Source organism: Megasphaera sueciensis (assembly GCF_050219315.1).
Lineage (GTDB): Bacteria > Bacillota > Negativicutes > Veillonellales > Megasphaeraceae > Megasphaera_A > Megasphaera_A sueciensis.
On record NZ_CP116939.1, the window covers coordinates 2,564,627 to 2,584,398 of the forward strand.

Consider the following 19,772-nt stretch of genomic DNA (forward strand, 5'->3'; position numbering starts at 1 on the left):
CTGAGCATACTGAATTTATGAAAGTTCAATACCGTGCCATATTACAAAAATTCAGTGTATAAATATTATGATTATTTGTGCTAATGCATGCATTTTATGGATAAAAGTGATAAAATGTAGTCATATATAAAAATTAAATCATTTAATTAATTTTTTGTAATATACATTTAAAATTGGTGGGAGGAATACACATGAATAAAATTAAGCTAACGGACATTGATGCAAATGCAATCAACAATGTAAGGAAAAATCAAAAGAAAACAATGGGTACAGCAGAATTTAAGGCTATGAAAGACAGCATTGAAAAAAGCGGAGTTGTACAGCCAATTATTCTAAGACTATTGAAAAATATTGGAATGGAAAATACGGAGAAAAAATATGGAATTATTGACGGAAATTTACGATTTCAAATCGTTTCTAAATTATATGAAGAAACGAAAGACAAAAAATGGAGTAAAATTTTTGCTATCATTGATGATGATGATATTGATGATCGACTGATAGGACTTATCAGTAACTTTTCTAGAGTAGATATGACGGAGTACGAAAAAGGGGAAATTATTGACGAGTTTACTAAGAAGCCAGTAACGGATGAAAATGGTAAGGAAATTTATATGACAGGTAGGAATAAGGGCAAAGTCAAAACGATGTCTCAAAAAGAGATTGCTGTTATACTTGGAATTACCCCAGCACGTGTAACACAGCTGCATAATGTATATAAAGCCGGGTTAGAAGAGAAAAAAGATAAGCCTATATCCAATGAGGGTAAATATCTTATATGGGGAAATGACAATACAATATCTTTTAATCAGAAAGAGGTTGAAGATAATTTTGTTGAAGCGGTAGACAGTATTTTAAAACATTTGAAAAATTTGAATGAGGTAGAAGATTCTTTTAAAGCCAACGAATCCATTAAAGCTATTAAAGATATTTTGAGTGAAGTTGAAATGGAATTAAAACAAAATTCCGCTTTCCAAGATGCGAAGAAAAAAGAAAGAGAAGAAAGAGAAAGAAAAAATAAAATCGAAATATTAGATAATCAAGTAACAAAAAAACAAGAAAAAATGGAAGCTAAAAAACTACAATTGAAAAATATTCCAGTAAGCAAACAAGCTGGCAGACGAAAAAAATTAGAAGATGATATTCAAACATTGGATGAAAAGATAAAAGGAATGCAATTAGAAAAAGAGCAATTATTATAAATGTAGTGATTGAAAGGACATTTATGAATGAAAAAGTGAAAAAATTCAATACATATCAAGGTATTTTCATGACCATACCATACAGTCGATGAGCTTCAATTTATTAAAGAGCAAACATTTGATGTGAATATTAAGAAATATTTGGATTAGTACGATTTTTTATGTTACAGTTGGCTCATGATTTTTGGACTATTAACAAATATTAATAATTTATTAATAATAATTATAGAATATATATCTTAGAAATAATACATATGGACCTTGGAAATAACCAAGGTCCATATTTGTAAATTCCTCTTTTTTTCATAGTATAGCACTTCAACTTATGATTTATATTAGATGACTTTGTTCCCGGATGTATTGTATTGCGCCTTCTTTTGGTATTTTCCATATGCGGTTCTGCCGAAAGCACTTTACTTTGCCTGATGCCAGTAGTTTGTAGGCCGCGTTTTTGCCGATCGACAGCATTTCGGCAAATTCTTCGACGGTTAACAGATCTCCATACATTTCAAACATGATGATGCACCTCTTTTTTTAATTTTTTATCATTATTATGTTAATAAAATTTTAAGAGTTATAGATTATATATGAATGTTTTGAAAATGGTACATATGTCGGAAAAATCAATCTAATGGTTTATCGGTGACTTTCAACGTGCAGATAATTATTCAAGGCGTCTACGGTGATCAGCCATGCTTTTCCAACTTTGTAAGCATCAAGATTTCCAGCTCTGATTAGATTATATACTTTGCTGGAACTGCAATTCATCAAACATGCCACATTGGAAACATGGAGAACGGTTTTAGTAATTGGTATTGCTTTCATGATTAAGATCTCCCTTCTTTTTTTATTTACTAGGAAGTTAGTATTTTTGAATGCTAAGAAGGTTATCTTTGAATGGGAAAATGATATTTTTATTACACGGTGATTTGTTTTAAGATGGATGACGAACATGTATTGTGATAAAATGTAATCAGTGAAACCACTCATCAAGGAGGCGGTAACAATGGACAATCATACATACATTGCAATTGACCTGAAATCGTTCTACACTTTTGTGGAATGTGTGGAACCTAACATGGATCCTTTGACGACCAACCTTGTAGTAGCCGATAAAAGTTGAATGGAAAAGATGCTGTTAAAGTAAAAAATTGTTTATTAATATGCAGTTAATTTAAGGTGATGGACAATGGATTGTTATAACGATGCAAGATTAATGGATACATTATGGGGAAAAATTAAAAGTAATAATCAATGGCTTCCGTTGGTGATTCATCTTAAGGATACAGCCGCGGTAATGAAATTACTGTATGATAAATGGTTATCAGGCCATGCAAAATATGAACTAAGCAGATTAACTAATCTTAGTGAAGTTAATTTAACGAAACTTTTACGATTTTTAGGACTTGCACATGATTTGGGTAAGGCTACGCCTGGATTTCAATTTAGAACAGATGTTGTGTTTTCTAATCAAGACTTGGGGGAACGACTGATAGACATTGGCTTAATAAATACCTATCCTAATGCGTATAATGAAGTTAAACATGCCAGAGCGGGGGAAGTACTGCTAACTAATTTTGGCTGTAATGCAGGGGTGGCCTCGATTATAGGAGCACACCATGGACTTGCAACAGATGATGCCAAAAGTGAGGAGATAAATACCTATCCCAAATACTATGGTGCAAAAATTGTACAATGGACTAAGGTACAAGCACAATTATGCACAATAGCATTGGAGCTGGGAGGATATCGGTTGACAGCAGAAATACCATTGATTTCTAAATCGGCACAAGTCGTATTGTGTGGATTATTAATTATGGCGGATTGGATTGCTAGTAATGAGACATTTTTCCCCTTAATTGATTGGGAGCAAGGTGTTGATAATATTGATGAAGAGTATAGAATTATTAGTGGCTGGCATAAATTTAAGTTAACAGGTCATTGGCAAAGTAAAAACTTAAATAATTTGTATAAAGATAGATTTGGTTTCACTCCTAATTTGATGCAACAAACTGTAGAGAGTATTGTAAAAGAAATAAAAAGTCCTGGATTATTAATTATCGAAGCCGAAATGGGACAGGGGAAAACGGAAGCAGCATTAGTGGCAGCAGAATATTTTGCCAACAAAACAAATTGTGATGGTGTATATTTTGCTTTACCTACTCAGGCAACTTCAAACAGTATGTTTATTCGCTTGAAGGGGTGGGTAGATTATTTAAATGATGGTTTTGGGCATTCTGTTAATTTAGCACATGGTAATGCTTGGTTAAATGATGATTTTACTACGTTATCACACGTAGGTTCTAAAAATGGCATGATATATGATGAAGATGATAACTTGAAGAAACATACGTCGTCTTGTGCCGAAATAAATGACTGGTTTACTGGACGAAAACAAGGATTATTGGCTGATTTTGTGGTAGGAACTGTAGATCAACTTTTGATGATGTCGCACATAAGCAAACATATATTCCTGAGACATTTAGCATTCTTAAATAAGATAGTTATAGTAGACGAATGTCATGCTTATGATGCATATACCGACGAATATTTAAAAACAACATTACGTTGGTTGGGAGCGTATCAGATACCGGTTATTCTTTTATCAGCTACATTGACAAAAAGTTTAAGAAAAACATTAGCGGAAGAATATGCTAAAGGAGCAGGTAATATAGAATTAACAGAAAGTATCTTATCATTAGCATATCCGCTTATTACGTATACGGATATATTAAATGATCGTGTTAATTTTTATAATGTAACTGTCAGGAACGAAAGAGTTAAGAATATTGATATTAAATTCGTTGAAGGGGAAATAACTGATAATCTGAATTTGGTAGAAAAGTTGTACTATGAGGGCGGTTATATTGGTATTGTGGTAAACACAGTAAACAAAGCACAGCAGTTATATAAGATGGCTAAAGAGAAATTTGGTTCTGATAATGTCGAATTGTTTCATTCCCGATTTTTAGCAGCAGATAGAAGTAAACGTGAATCTGCATTGATTAAACAAATTGGCAAGAGTAATAAGAATCACGGCAAGGTCCATAAGGTTATTATTGGTACACAGGTATTGGAGCAATCCTTAGATATTGATTTCGATGTGCTGATTACCGAAATTTGTCCTATTGATTTGTTTTTTCAACGTATTGGGCGGTTGTTCAGACATGCAGATGTAATAAGACCAACGCATAAACAGCAGCCATTGTGTTATATAATGGGGGTAAACAGTCAAGGAAAAGTCGAGGATAAGGGGAGTTTGCACGTATATGATCAGTATATACTTGAACGTACATATGAATTACTGCATATACGCCCAAAAGTTACGTTGCCGGACGATATCCCTTCCTTAATAGATGCAGTATATGAAACACAAGATTTTAATGCAGAGAATGAAGGTTTATGGAAACTGTGGCAGGAAAAAATTGAAAATAAGGAAAATAAATCTCGGGGATATATGATAGAGTCACCTAAAAAGCTGAATAAATTGAATAAAACATTAATTGGTTTTACTAAAAATTCGGATTCAGGCAATGATGATACTGGTGTTCGTGATAGTACCTTAAGTCAGGAAATTATCTTATTGCAAGAAAAAAATAAATATATATATTATTTTGAAGGGGAACAAGTACCGGAAGAACAAACTGCGCAACGGGATAAACAAATTGCTTCCCAAGCGGTGGGATTGCCACTAATACTTATAAATGATACCGTATTGGAAAGTATTAAGGAAACAACAGTTCGTTGTGGTTATTTGTTTAATAATTCGCCGGTATTAAAATATGCGCTGGTAATGTTGGTGGATGAAAAGGGACAAGCTGAATTTGGCGATTATATCGTATCTTATTCTAAGGAGGAAGGATTGACATATGAACGACAAAGAATTTAACCTGTTAACAGAACCTTGGATTAAAGTATTAAAGTTAGATGGCAATGAAGATATGGTTTCACTTAAAAACGTATATGAGCATGCTCATGAATACAGAGCATTAGCTGGCGAGGCCGTTACGCAGGATGTGGCTATGCTACGATTTTTGTTGGCAGTATTACATTGCGTGTATGAAGGAAATAATGCGAATGGTGAGCCATTGACAGATGCAGAAGATATCGATGATATTTATGATACGTGGCATAGTTTGTGGGAATGCAAACGATTTGAAGTGGGGCCTATCCATACGTATTTAGACAAATATAGTGAGCGTTTTTGGCTGGTACATCCCCGATATCCTTTTTATCAGGTTAGTGAATTCAGGGAAAATGTCAAAGTGAAAGAGGTCGGTCTGAATAAACTAATTGGTAACATAGCAGAGAGCAATAATAAAAGACGCTTATTTAATCACCGGCCTAATTGTGAATCCATATCTATGGCAGAAGCAGCTCGTTGGTTATTAAACTTACAAGCTTGGGATGATACTTCTAATAAAGGCGGATCAGGTACGGGTTGGTTAGGACAAATAGGTTCTATCATGATAGAAGGAAATAATATGTTTGAAACACTTCTTCTTAATTTGATTCTAGTGCCAGATGGTTCAGAACGGATATGGGGTAAGGGAGAAGCGATTTGGGAAAGGCAGCCTGTCAATCATAAGGTAAAAATACCATTACCAGCTAATCCCAAACTTTTATTAACGTTACAATCCCGCTGTGTGAAATTACTGTGTAAGGAACATTGCGTAATAGGTTATGTGACGGTAGATAAAGATGCCGGGGAATATTTTGCAGACAATAATAGGCATTTGTGTTTTGCAGAACAATTTACTACATGGAAAGAAGTGGGACCTAAAAATAAAAAAGAAATAGTCCCTATGAAATATTCTATTGCTAAACGTTTGTGGCAAGGGTTTGCCAGCCTGATTACTTTAAAACAACAAATAAGTGGCAGACATAATCCTGGTATTCTGGCATGGTATAGGAAATTGGTCAATGAAGGATATTTACAAGGAACTAGAATAGTAAAAATAGTGTGTGTAGGCATAGAATATGGTAATATGAATATGTCTGTACTAACCAGTGTGGTTGATACACTGTCCTATCCGGGTAATCTTTTACAAGAACGTTATGATAACTGGGGGGAACGAATTATTGAGATTGTTGCTGTTACAGATCAGTTGGTAGGGGCATTAAGAAGATTTATGAGTGATATAGGATTAAATAATCAGCATATATCCGAGCAAACTTATGCAAGGTTAGATGTGCCATTTCGACGTTGGCTGGCTAATATTAATCCAGAGCAGGACGATATTGATGAAGATATGAACCAGTGGTATATACAGGCACAACATATCATAAGAATGTGTGGTAAAGAAATAGCTGGTCTTGAGAATAGTTCCCGCTATATACGTTTAGTAACTTCTAGACAGGAAAAAAAACGTAAAATTAGTGTATTAAGTGTTAGTGAAGCATATAACGATTTTTTGTATAGAACACCGAAACAACAAGATAAATTAGCTAAATTTAAATAATACATGAAAGGAGAGAACATTGATGGGAAAAACAAAACTGTTGACAAATTTTGTAACACAAAGAGTGGAACAGTGGTCTCATACGCTGACACATCCTGCTACAAGAGTTGCTTTAGCCAAGTTAAGACGTGGCTTGGGTAAAAAACCAGGTACATTGCCAGATTTATGGGAATATACGCTTGAAGGTTTAGATGACGAATTATTGTCTCATACAGGAAATCCAACTTATGAAGAATGGGCTATTTATTTAACCTTAACTTTATATGCATACCATCAGCAGGGGCAAACAAGGAGTATGCATAAGCTCGGTGCCAGCTTTGGTGATGCGGTGCGGTTGCTTGCTACGGAAGGTAGAATTGGTAAGCGTAGTGAAGCAGTAACACGGAGAATGCAGGCATTAGTAAGCGCAGATAGCATAGAATCTATTGCTATTCATCTGCGTAGTTTAGTGGGGCAGTTGCGTTCACATGCTATACCTTTAGATTATGTTCTGCTGGCCAAAGACCTTTATGTTTTACAATATGAGGATAGTAAAGATAAGATTACTTTGCGATGGGGACAAGATTATTACAAAAAATATGCAAAAAAAATGGAGGATGAAAATCATGACTGAAAATTTTAATCAAGGAAAACGATTATTCTTAGATATACATGTTTTGCAAACAGTACCGCCTTCTTGTATTAACAGAGATGATACAAATTCACCCAAGACTGCTGTATATGGCGGAGTAATGAGAGGCAGGGTCAGTTCACAGGCTTGGAAAAGAGCGGTGAGAAAACAATTTGTAGAACAATTACCCGCTGATAAAGTAGGAATTAGAACTTTGCATTTAGTTGAATTATTGACTAAGGAATTGATGGGAGAAGGAAAAGAAGCTGAAGAAGCTGAAAAAATGGCTCGTAAGCTTTTATTAATTGCTAATATAATTAATAAAAAGGAAACTGATGAAAAAACAGAAGATAATGAGATGGACAGTACGGATAATGTTAAGGCGTTATTCTTTATCAGTCCGGCACAAATCAAAGCGATGGCTCAATGTGATTTAAGTGAATTACATATTGCTGAAGCCAATGTTCAAAATGCACCTAAAAAATCCGAAGAATTAGAATTAGCGAAAAAAGAATTAACTAAGGCAAATAAAAACTTGACCAAGAAATTACGAGAAGCTATTAATGTTGCGCCAACTATTGATATGGCTTTATTTGGCCGGATGGTAGCGAATGATCCTACGATGAATGTAGATGCCAGCTGTCAAGTAGCCCATGCTATCTCTACACATAAAGTTAGTACGGAATTTGATTATTTTACTGCAGTAGACGATATTCAGGAGGCTCAGGGGGAAACGGCAGGTGCTGGCATGATTGGTACGGTGGAATTTAATTCTTCTACTTTGTATCGGTATGCTACTATTGCATTACATGAACTGAATAAACAACTGTCTGATAATAAAGATGCTGTAGCTAAAGCGGCAGAGTGTTTTGTGGACGCTTTTATTCGATCTATGCCTACTGGTAAGCAGAATACATTTGCTAATAGAACGTTGCCTTTTGCAGTTATGGTAACTTTGCGGGAAGATCAACCAGTTAATTTAGTTGGTGCTTTTGAAAAACCGGTTATTGCGAACGGAGGATATGAAACTCAATCTGTTCAGGCTTTTGACCAGTATGCCAAATCTGTCTATGATAATTTTGTATCTGCTCCTCAATATAGTTGGGTGGTAGGGGATACAGACTTAAAAGATTTAGGGAAAAAGACTACATTAAGAGATTTACTTACTGATGTGGAACAGGTTATTGAGGAGCAATTATAATGAAAACATTATTATTGTTGTTTAATGCTCCCTTGCAAGCTTGGGGGGGGCCTACTAAATTCGATTATCGTGAAACAGAACGGGAAGTAACAAAAAGTGGTATGGTAGGGGTACTTGCTGCGGCTTTAGGAAGACGGCGCAGCGAGCCAATAACGGATTTGGCAAAACTCAAATTTGGTGTACGGGTATTACGGGAAGGACATGTGTTTTATGATTTTCAGATGGTTACAAATCCTGATAGAGCAGCAGATAATACATTAAAATATAGTTATTATCTTGCAGATGCTGTGTTTTTGACAGCTATAAATGGGGAAGATAATTTTATTTTTAAACTGGCGGAGGCTGTTCGTAAACCATACTTTCCTATCTATTGTGGACGTAGATCCTGTCCGGTTACACCAGAATTATATGTGGGGATATCTGAATTGAGTGTGGAAAAAGCCTTAAAAAGTTATCAGCCAGTTATGCACAATGATGCGATTCAACGATATATAGTCGATGCTGGTGTTGATGATAAGAATGCTGTATTGTCCCGTGATTTGCCGGTTACCTTTGACCGTACATATAGACAATACCAATATCGGAATAAAAAAGAATATATGGACAAAACAACCCATCCAGAAGAACATGATGCTTTTGAAAGGGGATAAGGAGTGAGAAAATGTATTTATCTAGAGTTGAATTATATACTAATAATCGCATAATACAAAGAATCATGTCATCTCCATCACGGATTCATGGTGAATTGGAAAGGTGTTTTATCGGAAATAGGCAGAGTGCAAGATGGCGTATAGATCAATTACAGGGGAAGACGTATTTGCTATGCTTAAGTGAGGACAAACCTACTTATCCTTTTTCTAAAGCAGAGTGGGAAATAAAGGATTATAATAACTTATTGTGGAAGCTGGCTGACGGACAGCAATGGTACTTTAAATTATGTGGAAATCCGGTAAAATGTATAAAAGAAAATAGGATACCTTTGGTAGGAGCAAATAACTGGGTAGATTGGCTGGCTAACCGTAGCAAAACTATGGGGGTTGTTTTTCTTAGTGTGACCATTGCATCATTTGATAAATTGAAATTTAAAAAAAGTAATGCTACGATTACTTTACAGACGGTTACATATCAAGGAAGTTTGCGTATCAATGATACTAATAAATTGAAAAATACATTAATACAAGGTATAGGGCATGGTAAAGCGTATGGTTGCGGACTTTTAACCCTTGCATAATATTAGGAGGTGCCATGAGTATAGATAAAGCTACACTGCAAGAAATCCCTGTAATTAAGGACAGAATTACCTATGTATATCTGGAACATTGCAAAATAAATAGACAAGATGGGGCAATTACTGTTTTAGACATACGGGGAACAGTTCATATACCGGCAGCGGTATTAAGTGTTGTTATGCTTGGACCAGGTTCGAATATTACCCATAGAGCAGTACAGTTGTTAGGAGAAGCAGGGGTATCCATACTGTGGGTAGGTGAGGAAGGAGTACGATTTTATGCTTATGGTTCTCCTCTAACACATAGTTCGAAACTTTTGATACGTCAAGCTACATTGGCCTCTAATGTTCATAAAAGGGCGTCAGTTGTCAAAGCAATGTATAAAATGCGATTTACTTATGTAGATGACAGAAATTATACTATACAGGAATTACGAGGAAAAGAGGGAGCACGTATGCGTTCCCTTTATCGAAAACTGTCGAAAGAATTTAAGGTGCCTTGGGATGGCAGAAACTATGATGTAGATAATTTTAATGATGGAAGTCCAGTTAATCAAGCCCTATCGGCAGGAAATGTCTGTTTGTATGGTTTATGTCATAGTGTGATATTATCCATGGGCTGTTCGCCAGGATTGGGCTTTGTGCATAATGGTCATGAACGGTCATTTGTCTATGATATGGCGGACTTATATAAGTCTCAATATGTTATACCGTATGCTTTCCAGTTAGCTGCTCAGGAAGTAGAGGACATTGGCAGTGAAATGCGTAAGTTGTTACGTGATAAGTTTAGAGCAAATAAACTTATTGTTCAAATAGTAGGTGATATTCAGTCTTTATTAAATGTGTCAAATGACAATTTGGTTCAGGCTGATGTGTTAACTTTATGGGATAATAAACAAAACAATGTACCCAGTGGTGTGTTATATACAAATGAGAATAATGTCGGAGGAAAAAAACAAGAATGATTGTTATAACTTTGACGCAATGTCCACTTAATTTAAGAGGTGATTTAACCCGGTGGTTATTTGAACTTGATACAAATGTGTATGTGGGCAAAGTTAGTTCGCGGGTAAGAGATCTTTTGTGGGAGCGTATTGTAAAAAATTTAAAATCCGGAAGAGCAGTGATGGCTTATAGCACTAACAATGAACAAGGTTTTACCTTTAGGACCCATGGTAATACATGGAAGATTGAGGAATATGAGGGTTTGCAACTAATGTTACGACCTAATTTTGAACAAATAGCTGCTGATATTGACCCCGATACCTTAAAAAAAGGTGTAGCAGCTTTGCGTTATAAACATAGATACAAAGTAAAAATAAATAAAGATAATGAGACTACGAAGCAACTGGAAGTATTAACAGATGATTATTGGGTAGATAATTATGTGGCTTTTGATCTTGAAACTACGGGTCTTTCTGTCAAAAAAGATTGTATTATAGAAATAGGAGCTGTTAAAATATGCCAAGGTCATATTCAAGCAGAATTTTCTAAATTGATAAATATTGGACAGACATTGCCGGTAATAATTGAAGAAATGACAGGAATTAAGTCTAAGGAATTGGTTACTAAAGGTGAAGATTTATCATATGTATTAGATGATTTCATTGATTTTGTTGGTGATAATGTGTTAGTAGCACATCATGCTGACTTTGATAAAAACTTTTTGGAAAAGGCACTGAAAAAAGAAAGAATGCATTTGCAGACAACTTATTTTGATACGCTTATGATTGCTCAAGCTGTGCTTCCGCAATTAGTATCATATAAATTGGGTAACTTGCTTAAGTTTCTTAATATTGAGAGTAAAATAAAACATCGTGCGTTAAGTGATGCACGAAATGTATATTTACTTTATGAAGCGTTGAAGAAAATTACTATTGTATCTGCTAAGAAGTAATAAAAAAATGAGAAATTAATAAGAGCAATGAGTATTTATCAGTATTTTTTGCTATAGTCCCCGCACAAGCGGGGGTGATTCCTGTCAAAATAGCATTTTAAATCTTTACCAAAAATAGTCCCCGCACAAGCGGGGGTGATTCTGGATAGGGCAAGGTAAAAAAGGATATCTTATTATAGTCCCCGCACAAGCGGGGGTGATTCTACCTAGCATCATTTCGGCTCTTCCTGTGGGAGATAGTCCCCGCACAAGCGGGGGTGATTCAGGAATTGCCAAAAGAAGGGCAAACGGTTGTGGCATAGTCCCCGCACAAGCGGGGGTGATTCTACCAGCCATTAATAATCACCTTTCCTTCATCTATAGTCCCCGCACAAGCGGGGGTGATTCCTGCTGTAAATTTTGCGTTAAATGTAGAATTTGATAGTCCCCGCACAAGCGGGGGTGATTCCATCTTCTAATAAAACCCGTTTAGTATCAAAATATAGTCCCCGCACAAGCGGGGGTGATTCCAGGTTCTTCTGATTTTAAATGTAAACAATTAAATAGTCCCCGCACAAGCGGGGGTGATTCTACTTATGATGGTAAAAATGTTTATGTACAAATATAGTCCCCGCACAAGCGGGGGTGATTCCAGAAACAACTACCACAACCAGTTCAGGTTCTAATAGTCCCCGCACAAGCGGGGGTGATTCCTAACAAGTCCTGATGCTTTACAGACGGAACTTATAGTCCCCGCACAAGCGGGGGTGATTCTCTGGATTTCCCCTTTGCGTTTTTCATTCGGAAATAGTCCCCGCACAAGCGGGGGTGATTCTGTGACTGTGGTGGACGCGTGTATGTCCTTAGGATAGTCCCCGCACAAGCGGGGGTGATTCTAATGCTATTTATGTACTACAAAGAGGGCATGAATAGTCCCCGCACAAGCGGGGGTGATTCCAATTTCCATGACACTTTATAAAATGGAACATGATAGTCCCCGCACAAGCGGGGGTGATTCCCTATTGAATGGGAAGAAGGTTTATGGACACTTATAGTCCCCGCACAAGCGGGGGTGATTCTAGAAAAATAACTACTATCAACTATTCAGTTTTATAGTCCCCGCACAAGCGGGGGTGATTCATTTTCAATTATTAAGGTTAATCTGTAATTTAAATAGTCCCCGCACAAGCGGGGGTGATTCCTAAACCCTGCAGGCAAATAATTTGAGTTTATTATAGTCCCCGCACAAGCGGGGGTGATTCTTAATTACTTATTAGGTTTGGAGGAATAAAAATATAGTCCCCGCACAAGCGGGGGTGATTCTATGTCCTTCTCCACACATTGGCTCCCATATTTATAGTCCCCGCACAAGCGGGGGTGATTCCAATATCCACAGCTAGATATCCGGTTTGTATTCATAGTCCCCGCACAAGCGGGGGTGATTCCTCTCAGCGTGTTTTTCAAGTAACTGAGGTAAAATAGTCCCCGCACAAGCGGGGGTGATTCCAGCATTTAACAATACCTTCATTCTTGTCTTGGATAGTCCCCGCACAAGCGGGGGTGATTCATATCGAAAAATCGATGTAAATGGCGTGGATCAATAGTCCCCGCACAAGCGGGGGTGATTCTGGAGTACTATTCGGCGTCTTCGGCAGAAAATGATAGTCCCCGCACAAGCGGGGGTGATTCTAAATTGTCTAACATCAATTTAAAATCTGGATCATAGTCCCCGCACAAGCGGGGGTGATTCTTATTATTTCCCGCGTTACCGCCGCCATTCAACATAGTCCCCGCACAAGCGGGGGTGATTCTTATGCCTTGTATTTTAGCAGGTTGTCCTGAAAATAGTCCCCGCACAAGCGGGGGTGATTCCTGAAAACAATAACGATTACGCCGGATATGGTCATAGTCCCCGCACAAGCGGGGGTGATTCCCGACGTCTTAACTGCTTAGGACCAAATGCGCCATAGTCCCCGCACAAGCGGGGGTGATTCTAACTTCCTGCTGTTCAGCATATACTTTTTGAAATAGTCCCCGCACAAGCGGGGGTGATTCCTTAAATATCCAGTTACATTAAAACAAATATTCATAGTCCCCGCACAAGCGGGGGTGATTCCCACGTAGGAGCCTATAATCATTTTGATGATTGATAGTCCCCGCACAAGCGGGGGTGATTCTGTGTGTGGACATGAATGTGGTATTCGAGTTACATAGTCCCCGCACAAGCGGGGGTGATTCTTCATCTTGTTTTCAGTACTTGGACCCATATCTATAGTCCCCGCACAAGCGGGGGTGATTCTTATAAGTACGCTAAAAGGTATCCATACGATGAATAGTCCCCGCACAAGCGGGGGTGATTCTTACTCACAGCAATGGTATCAAGATTTACCATCATAGTCCCCGCACAAGCGGGGGTGATTCTGGTAATGCAACAGCAACAAAACGCAGATAAAGATAGTCCCCGCACAAGCGGGGGTGATTCTAGATATTGACGACCAAATTCTGCCAATCCTTCATAGTCCCCGCACAAGCGGGGGTGATTCCGAGTTCGTACCGTTGTTGTTGTTGACGTTACCATAGTCCCCGCACAAGCGGGGGTGATTCTTAATTGGGAATATAATAAGGTATCTTCACTTCATAGTCCCCGCACAAGCGGGGGTGATTCTTTTTTGTAGCAATTCATCATCTCCTTCTAGATATAGTCCCCGCACAAGCGGGGGTGATTCTTTAACCGCAGCGGTATGCGTCATTTTGCTAATATAGTCCCCGCACAAGCGGGGGTGATTCCTTTCAACACCTTTCGACGTCTTTTCAGCTGAAATAGTCCCCGCACAAGCGGGGGTGATTCCTACTCCGTACCTGTTCATGGGATGCCGCAATTATAGTCCCCGCACAAGCGGGGGTGATTCGTGACTTCGACAGCATTGGCTCGGTCTGACGTTATAGTCCCCGCACAAGCGGGGGTGATTCTTTAAAACCTGCAATATTCACGGCGGTAGATATATAGTCCCCGCACAAGCGGGGGTGATTCTCAAACTAAAAGACTTTTACAAATGGTAAAAGCATAGTCCCCGCACAAGCGGGGGTGATTCCCCCCTAACACACGTTGTATATCAGGTATTAACATAGTCCCCGCACAAGCGGGGGTGATTCTAGCCATGGAGCTCACAAAACATGTAGACAACTATAGTCCCCGCACAAGCGGGGGTGATTCTAAGTCAGTCTTGGTCCTCCTCATAGATTACTTATAGTCCCCGCACAAGCGGGGGTGATTCCACAAGCCGGAGCGCAGCGCAACGAGTACGTACATAGTCCCCGCACAAGCGGGGGTGATTCTTTACCAGAGAACATTGAACGACCTGATAGTATATAGTCCCCGCACAAGCGGGGGTGATTCCATTTCCGTCGGCTGTACAGTTTCCTGAGGTTTAATAGTCCCCGCACAAGCGGGGGTGATTCTAGTACAAATGCTTGTATTATATTTTATGAAGTAATAGTCCCCGCACAAGCGGGGGTGATTCTGAGTCATGGATGGTCGTATAGTTTCGTAAGTGATAGTCCCCGCACAAGCGGGGGTGATTCTTCCAATCAATTTAAACAATTTGACCACTCCATATAGTCCCCGCACAAGCGGGGGTGATTCTTGACACCCTCCTGCAACAGTAGTGTAGCATGTATAGTCCCCGCACAAGCGGGGGTGATTCTTGCGAATAACAATTCAGAAGAATTCGAACAAGATAGTCCCCGCACAAGCGGGGGTGATTCTCGGGGAGGCGGAAAATGAGTGAATATGATTTTATAGTCCCCGCACAAGCGGGGGTGATTCCAAATGTTACATTTTTTGTTCCTGCGTTTATTTATAGTCCCCGCACAAGCGGGGGTGATTCTATGAAAGTAACGGAGATTGTGGGTGTATTTCGATAGTCCCCGCACAAGCGGGGGTGATTCTATCAACTCTTGCCGACATATTTAACCCTATATATAGTCCCCGCACAAGCGGGGGTGATTCTAACCCAACATTTGTTGAAGTGTTTGTTAATTCATAGTCCCCGCACAAGCGGGGGTGATTCTAGTATCGAGAATATGAAAGTAACAGGTCTATTATAGTCCCCGCACAAGCGGGGGTGATTCTCACACCTGCTGTTTTATTCGCTAATGCGTACAATAGTCCCCGCACAAGCGGGGGTGATTCTATCGTGCAATAACAACACTATCACCTGTTGTTATAGTCCCCGCACAAGCGGGGGTGATTCTGCCATGACAAGCCTTTTCTTTGGTTCGTGAACATAGTCCCCGCACAAGCGGGGGTGATTCTTGCTACATGCCAGGAAAATTACACAGCCGCATATAGTCCCCGCACAAGCGGGGGTGATTCTGTGTGGATGGAAAGCTTACGATTGATAAAAATATAGTCCCCGCACAAGCGGGGGTGATTCTATGGATGGTGCGACAATGGCAACGGTGGTATAATAGTCCCCGCACAAGCGGGGGTGATTCCAGCTTCAATTTTCATCAGAAATATGTCAAAGGATAGTCCCCGCACAAGCGGGGGTGATTCTATGGATGGTGCGACAATGGCAACGGTGGTATAATAGTCCCCGCACAAGCGGGGGTGATTCTAAATATTGCTGCTAATATAACCCACGCAAGCAATAGTCCCCGCACAAGCGGGGGTGATTCTTGAATTAACCTATAGGTAACCTATATTATGTAATAGTCCCCGCACAAGCGGGGGTGATTCTCTGCATACTTGTGTATCTTAATTTGTTTTTTAATAGTCCCCGCACAAGCGGGGGTGATTCCTGAAGACAATTGAAATGTTTCTAGCTGAAAAAATAGTCCCCGCACAAGCGGGGGTGATTCTTTTTTATTATTCCCATATTGACACTTTGATACATAGTCCCCGCACAAGCGGGGGTGATTCTCGCAATATATCACATACGGAATTGACAATAAGATAGTCCCCGCACAAGCGGGGGTGATTCCTCATCGTTGCCGCCGCTGAACCATTCGACCCAATAGTCCCCGCACAAGCGGGGGTGATTCTTTGCTGGGGCGACATCTGGGCATCCTTCAAACATAGTCCCCGCACAAGCGGGGGTGATTCCACAATTGGTAGTAACGGCCGCAATCATTTTACATAGTCCCCGCACAAGCGGGGGTGATTCTGATGGTGATCAAGTCTGTTGTCAATTGATGGAATAGTCCCCGCACAAGCGGGGGTGATTCCAAATAGTAGTACACTTACAATTGATGTAAGCTATAGTCCCCGCACAAGCGGGGGTGATTCTGAAGTTGTTGGAAAATACTGTATGGCATTCCAATAGTCCCCGCACAAGCGGGGGTGATTCTTTTGTTCCATATAGACCGTTACTCCAATATCCATAGTCCCCGCACAAGCGGGGGTGATTCTACACGGTTAAAAAGTCAACTGCAGGGAGAATGATAGTCCCCGCACAAGCGGGGGTGATTCTAGTTACAGTGTCCATAATCACCCCCTATATGTATAGTCCCCGCACAAGCGGGGGTGATTCTAGTTACAGTGTCCATAATCACCCCCTATATGTATAGTCCCCGCACAAGCGGGGGTGATTCCATAATAACTCATCAATTTGGTTTTGTAACATAATAGTCCCCGCACAAGCGGGGGTGATTCGATCATACGATAACATTCTTGTGGAAGATTGCCATAGTCCCCGCACAAGCGGGGGTGATTCTTGTTCTTAAGTTTGGAACAATTGTATTTTTAAATAGTCCCCGCACAAGCGGGGGTGATTCCAACAGTTTCCTTAATTGAATTGTTTAACCATGATAGTCCCCGCACAAGCGGGGGTGATTCTTATATTATGAATTTTAGTCCATAAATCATCAAATAGTCCCCGCACAAGCGGGGGTGATTCTTATCTCACCTCCTATATACCTAACGTCTGAACATAGTCCCCGCACAAGCGGGGGTGATTCCCGTCAATCCTATGATGAGCTGATTTTGTGGAAATAGTCCCCGCACAAGCGGGGGTGATTCCGTGTAACTATCATGTGATTCAGGACCTAGATGTATAGTCCCCGCACAAGCGGGGGTGATTCTAACCTATTTTTTCGGCTGCTTGTGCCTGTGTTATAGTCCCCGCACAAGCGGGGGTGATTCTACTCATCAACCGCGCATAAATTGTCTATTTTCATAGTCCCCGCACAAGCGGGGGTGATTCCAAAATTACGAATAAAAGCATCCAAGTCAATAAATAGTCCCCGCACAAGCGGGGGTGATTCTACAGATTTAATTTTCTTATCAATCAACGCATTATAGTCCCCGCACAAGCGGGGGTGATTCTTTTCCGCCTCGGATTGTGGATAAAAATAAACAAATAGTCCCCGCACAAGCGGGGGTGATTCTAAATATTTAGACAACACGACCGGAGCAATGGCATAGTCCCCGCACAAGCGGGGGTGATTCTATTGAAGAATGGCCGTTATCGTCGCTTGAGGTATAGTCCCCGCACAAGCGGGGGTGATTCTAAATCTAGCTAATTTTTGTGTATCAGATAACCATAGTCCCCGCACAAGCGGGGGTGATTTTTTTTTTCTTCATGGTTTGTCATCTCCCGTTTTATAGTCCCCGCACAAGCGGGGGATGATTATTACCACTTGGAGATGCTGGCTTTTGGAATATGATATTTATCGGTGATACTTTTATAGGTTTGCCCTTGTTCAATATGGAGACGAACAATTTTCTTCTTGAATTCTGCTTCATAGTTTTGTGGCATGATATTTTCCTCTTTTTTAATAAGATGATTATATCCTATTAGCCACTTACATTACAATTATAGTTTATCACAACAAATAACGGATAGTGCTATTCTGTGTCATTTCCCCTTTTTTGACTTATATACTATATATGTGACTAAGCAGTATTGCGAATGACATCGCAATCCCCTGCAGAGGAACATAGTAACAGAGAAAACAGCCAGTCCGGACGCTTAGTAGTCCGGACTTTTTGCTGTCTTAGAATGGTACCATCTATTTTTATAGTTCACATATAGAGTATATAAGGAGGAACGCATCATGAAGCAAGGACACACGTTACAAGAAATAGGTGCCGAACTGACACGGCAGCGAAAGAGCCGGAAGGATTTTTTGGCCGATACCCGGAATTTGGAATTGGAGACAACAGACGGCGTATCAAAATTAGCGGTACTGCTTGGCAATACGGAGAAGCAGTATGCCGTAGGACCCATTGCCCATCAACAGATTGCATCCCGGCTGCAGATCCCGTACCGGTACTATCAGAAGATGCAGCAGGAATTTCCCATGCTGTTGGATGAAAGTGTGAACGGTTGGTTCCGACAGCGTCCGGAACGGCGCATGGTCCGGGTACTGGATCACAACGTCCGGGCATTTTTGTCCGACCGGTACCGCAGGTTGGACCATCTGGAATTATGCAGTGCGGTGTTACCGGTGATTCAGAACATGAAAGGGGCCGAGATTACAAGTTGTGACGTGACCGATGCCCATTTGTATTTGAAGGTCATTAACCGGAAGCTGAAAGAAGAAGTAGCCGTAGGCGATGTGGTACAGGCCGGCTTTGTCATCAGCAACAGTGAAATCGGGCTGGGTAGTCTGCGGGTGGAACCGTTGGTATTCCGCTTAGTCTGCAAGAATGGATTGATCGTCAAAGACTACGCCCAAAAGAAATATCATGTAGGACGGCAAATCAATGAACAGCCGAATGATGCCTATGAACTCTATTCCGATGAAACACTGGTACAGGATGATAAAGCTTTCTTTATGAAAGTACAGGATATTGTCCGCAGTGCCGTCGATGAGACGAAATTCCATTTGTCTGTCCGTAAATTGCAGGAAGCCAAACAGATTCCACTCACCCATAATCCAGTAGAAGCGGTAGAAGTACTGGCAGATAGCTTCCAGCTCAACCAGAACGAACGGGGTGACGTATTACGCCAGTTGTTCTTAGGCAAAGACTGCAGCCGATACGGATTGATCAATGCGGTAACCGCTGCCAGCCAGTTATCCGAATCCTATGAACGGGCTACGGAATTAGAACGGATCGGTGGAGAATTATTAGCGTACCCGGCTCCGAAAACCTTGTCAGCCGGGCAGCAACCAGCGAAACCGATGCGGAATGTGACACCGGATCTGCCACGGCTGACAGTCGTAAAATAAACAGTGTTATGAACA

At 40.1% G+C, this 19,772-nt stretch carries 13 protein-coding genes and 1 CRISPR repeat array; of the genes, 10 read left to right on the forward strand and 3 right to left on the reverse strand.

What is annotated here, in order from left to right:
* Positions 1-191: 191 nt before the first annotated feature.
* On the forward strand, positions 192-1,202 hold the full coding sequence (locus NXG62_RS12335) for a ParB N-terminal domain-containing protein (RefSeq protein ID WP_427112723.1): 1,011 nt from the start codon (positions 192-194) through the stop codon (positions 1,200-1,202).
* Between the two features lie 330 nt (positions 1,203-1,532).
* On the opposite strand, the gene NXG62_RS12340 is transcribed toward NXG62_RS12335, so the two are convergent.
* Together NXG62_RS12340 and NXG62_RS12345 are read right to left on the reverse strand one after the other, a co-directional pair.
* Complete coding sequence (locus NXG62_RS12340) at positions 1,533-1,718, reverse strand: helix-turn-helix domain-containing protein (RefSeq protein ID WP_427112724.1); 186 nt, start codon at positions 1,716-1,718, stop codon at positions 1,533-1,535.
* A gap of 120 nt (positions 1,719-1,838) precedes the next feature.
* Positions 1,839-2,027: a helix-turn-helix domain-containing protein gene (locus tag NXG62_RS12345; protein ID WP_427112725.1), complete on the reverse strand. Its 189-nt coding sequence runs from the start codon at positions 2,025-2,027 to the stop codon at positions 1,839-1,841.
* Between the two features lie 364 nt (positions 2,028-2,391).
* Between NXG62_RS12345 and cas3 the strand changes: the two genes are divergently transcribed.
* The 8 genes from cas3 to cas2e are packed head-to-tail and all read left to right on the forward strand — an operon-like array spanning position 2,392 to position 11,600.
* Positions 2,392-5,091: a CRISPR-associated helicase Cas3' gene (cas3, locus tag NXG62_RS12350; RefSeq protein ID WP_427112727.1), complete on the forward strand. Its 2,700-nt coding sequence runs from the start codon at positions 2,392-2,394 to the stop codon at positions 5,089-5,091.
* A complete protein-coding gene (gene casA, locus NXG62_RS12355) occupies positions 5,072-6,664 on the forward strand; it encodes a type I-E CRISPR-associated protein Cse1/CasA (protein WP_427112728.1) in 1,593 nt (530 codons plus the stop codon). The genes cas3 and casA overlap by 20 nt, the downstream gene beginning before the upstream one ends.
* 22 nt (positions 6,665-6,686) lie before the next feature.
* Positions 6,687-7,277 carry a type I-E CRISPR-associated protein Cse2/CasB gene (gene casB, locus NXG62_RS12360; protein ID WP_427112729.1) on the forward strand — a complete coding sequence of 197 codons (591 nt, stop codon included), beginning with the start codon at positions 6,687-6,689 and terminating at the stop codon, positions 7,275-7,277.
* Positions 7,270-8,475, forward strand: a complete 1,206-nt coding sequence (gene cas7e, locus NXG62_RS12365; protein ID WP_427112730.1) for a type I-E CRISPR-associated protein Cas7/Cse4/CasC — start codon at positions 7,270-7,272, stop codon at positions 8,473-8,475. Before casB ends, cas7e begins: the two co-directional genes overlap by 8 nt.
* Positions 8,475-9,125: a type I-E CRISPR-associated protein Cas5/CasD gene (cas5e, locus tag NXG62_RS12370; RefSeq protein ID WP_427112731.1), complete on the forward strand. Its 651-nt coding sequence runs from the start codon at positions 8,475-8,477 to the stop codon at positions 9,123-9,125. The genes cas7e and cas5e overlap by 1 nt, the downstream gene beginning before the upstream one ends.
* An 11-nt stretch (positions 9,126-9,136) precedes the next feature.
* Positions 9,137-9,706, forward strand: coding sequence for a type I-E CRISPR-associated protein Cas6/Cse3/CasE (gene cas6e, locus NXG62_RS12375; protein ID WP_427112732.1), 570 nt, complete (start codon positions 9,137-9,139; stop codon positions 9,704-9,706).
* A 14-nt stretch (positions 9,707-9,720) separates the two neighbouring features.
* The gene (gene cas1e / locus NXG62_RS12380; RefSeq protein WP_427112733.1) at positions 9,721-10,668 is read left to right on the forward strand and encodes a type I-E CRISPR-associated endonuclease Cas1e; all 948 of its coding nucleotides are present in this window, start codon (positions 9,721-9,723) and stop codon (positions 10,666-10,668) included.
* Positions 10,665-11,600, forward strand: a complete 936-nt coding sequence (gene cas2e, locus NXG62_RS12385) for a type I-E CRISPR-associated endoribonuclease Cas2e (RefSeq protein ID WP_427112735.1) — start codon at positions 10,665-10,667, stop codon at positions 11,598-11,600. Before cas1e ends, cas2e begins: the two co-directional genes overlap by 4 nt.
* 53 nt (positions 11,601-11,653) lie before the next feature.
* Positions 11,654-18,213: direct repeats of the CRISPR family, unit length 28 nt; unit sequence ATAGTCCCCGCACAAGCGGGGGTGATTC.
* 1 nt (position 18,214) lies between these two features.
* Here cas2e and NXG62_RS12390 read toward each other — a convergent pair.
* Positions 18,215-18,340, reverse strand: a complete 126-nt coding sequence (locus tag NXG62_RS12390) for a hypothetical protein (protein WP_427112736.1) — start codon at positions 18,338-18,340, stop codon at positions 18,215-18,217.
* A 298-nt stretch (positions 18,341-18,638) separates the two neighbouring features.
* Here NXG62_RS12390 and NXG62_RS12395 point away from each other — a divergent pair, with 298 nt between their 5' ends.
* Positions 18,639-19,757: a DUF932 domain-containing protein gene (locus tag NXG62_RS12395; protein ID WP_427112737.1), complete on the forward strand. Its 1,119-nt coding sequence runs from the start codon at positions 18,639-18,641 to the stop codon at positions 19,755-19,757.
* Positions 19,758-19,772: the final 15 nt, after the last annotated feature.

What these genes read in the sequence shown, in the direction of transcription:
- NXG62_RS12335 (WP_427112723.1), top strand. Translation starts at nt 192, where the DNA reads ATGAATAAAATTAAGCTAACGGACATTGATGCAAATGCAATCAACAAT.
- NXG62_RS12340 (WP_427112724.1), bottom strand. Translation starts at nt 1,718, where the DNA reads ATGTTTGAAATGTATGGAGATCTGTTAACCGTCGAAGAATTTGCCGAA.
- NXG62_RS12345 (WP_427112725.1), bottom strand. Translation starts at nt 2,027, where the DNA reads ATGAAAGCAATACCAATTACTAAAACCGTTCTCCATGTTTCCAATGTG.
- cas3 (WP_427112727.1), top strand. Translation starts at nt 2,392, where the DNA reads ATGGATTGTTATAACGATGCAAGATTAATGGATACATTATGGGGAAAA.
- casA (WP_427112728.1), top strand. Translation starts at nt 5,072, where the DNA reads ATGAACGACAAAGAATTTAACCTGTTAACAGAACCTTGGATTAAAGTA.
- casB (WP_427112729.1), top strand. Translation starts at nt 6,687, where the DNA reads ATGGGAAAAACAAAACTGTTGACAAATTTTGTAACACAAAGAGTGGAA.
- cas7e (WP_427112730.1), top strand. Translation starts at nt 7,270, where the DNA reads ATGACTGAAAATTTTAATCAAGGAAAACGATTATTCTTAGATATACAT.
- cas5e (WP_427112731.1), top strand. Translation starts at nt 8,475, where the DNA reads ATGAAAACATTATTATTGTTGTTTAATGCTCCCTTGCAAGCTTGGGGG.
- cas6e (WP_427112732.1), top strand. Translation starts at nt 9,137, where the DNA reads ATGTATTTATCTAGAGTTGAATTATATACTAATAATCGCATAATACAA.
- cas1e (WP_427112733.1), top strand. Translation starts at nt 9,721, where the DNA reads ATGAGTATAGATAAAGCTACACTGCAAGAAATCCCTGTAATTAAGGAC.
- cas2e (WP_427112735.1), top strand. Translation starts at nt 10,665, where the DNA reads ATGATTGTTATAACTTTGACGCAATGTCCACTTAATTTAAGAGGTGAT.
- NXG62_RS12390 (WP_427112736.1), bottom strand. Translation starts at nt 18,340, where the DNA reads ATGCCACAAAACTATGAAGCAGAATTCAAGAAGAAAATTGTTCGTCTC.
- NXG62_RS12395 (WP_427112737.1), top strand. Translation starts at nt 18,639, where the DNA reads ATGAAGCAAGGACACACGTTACAAGAAATAGGTGCCGAACTGACACGG.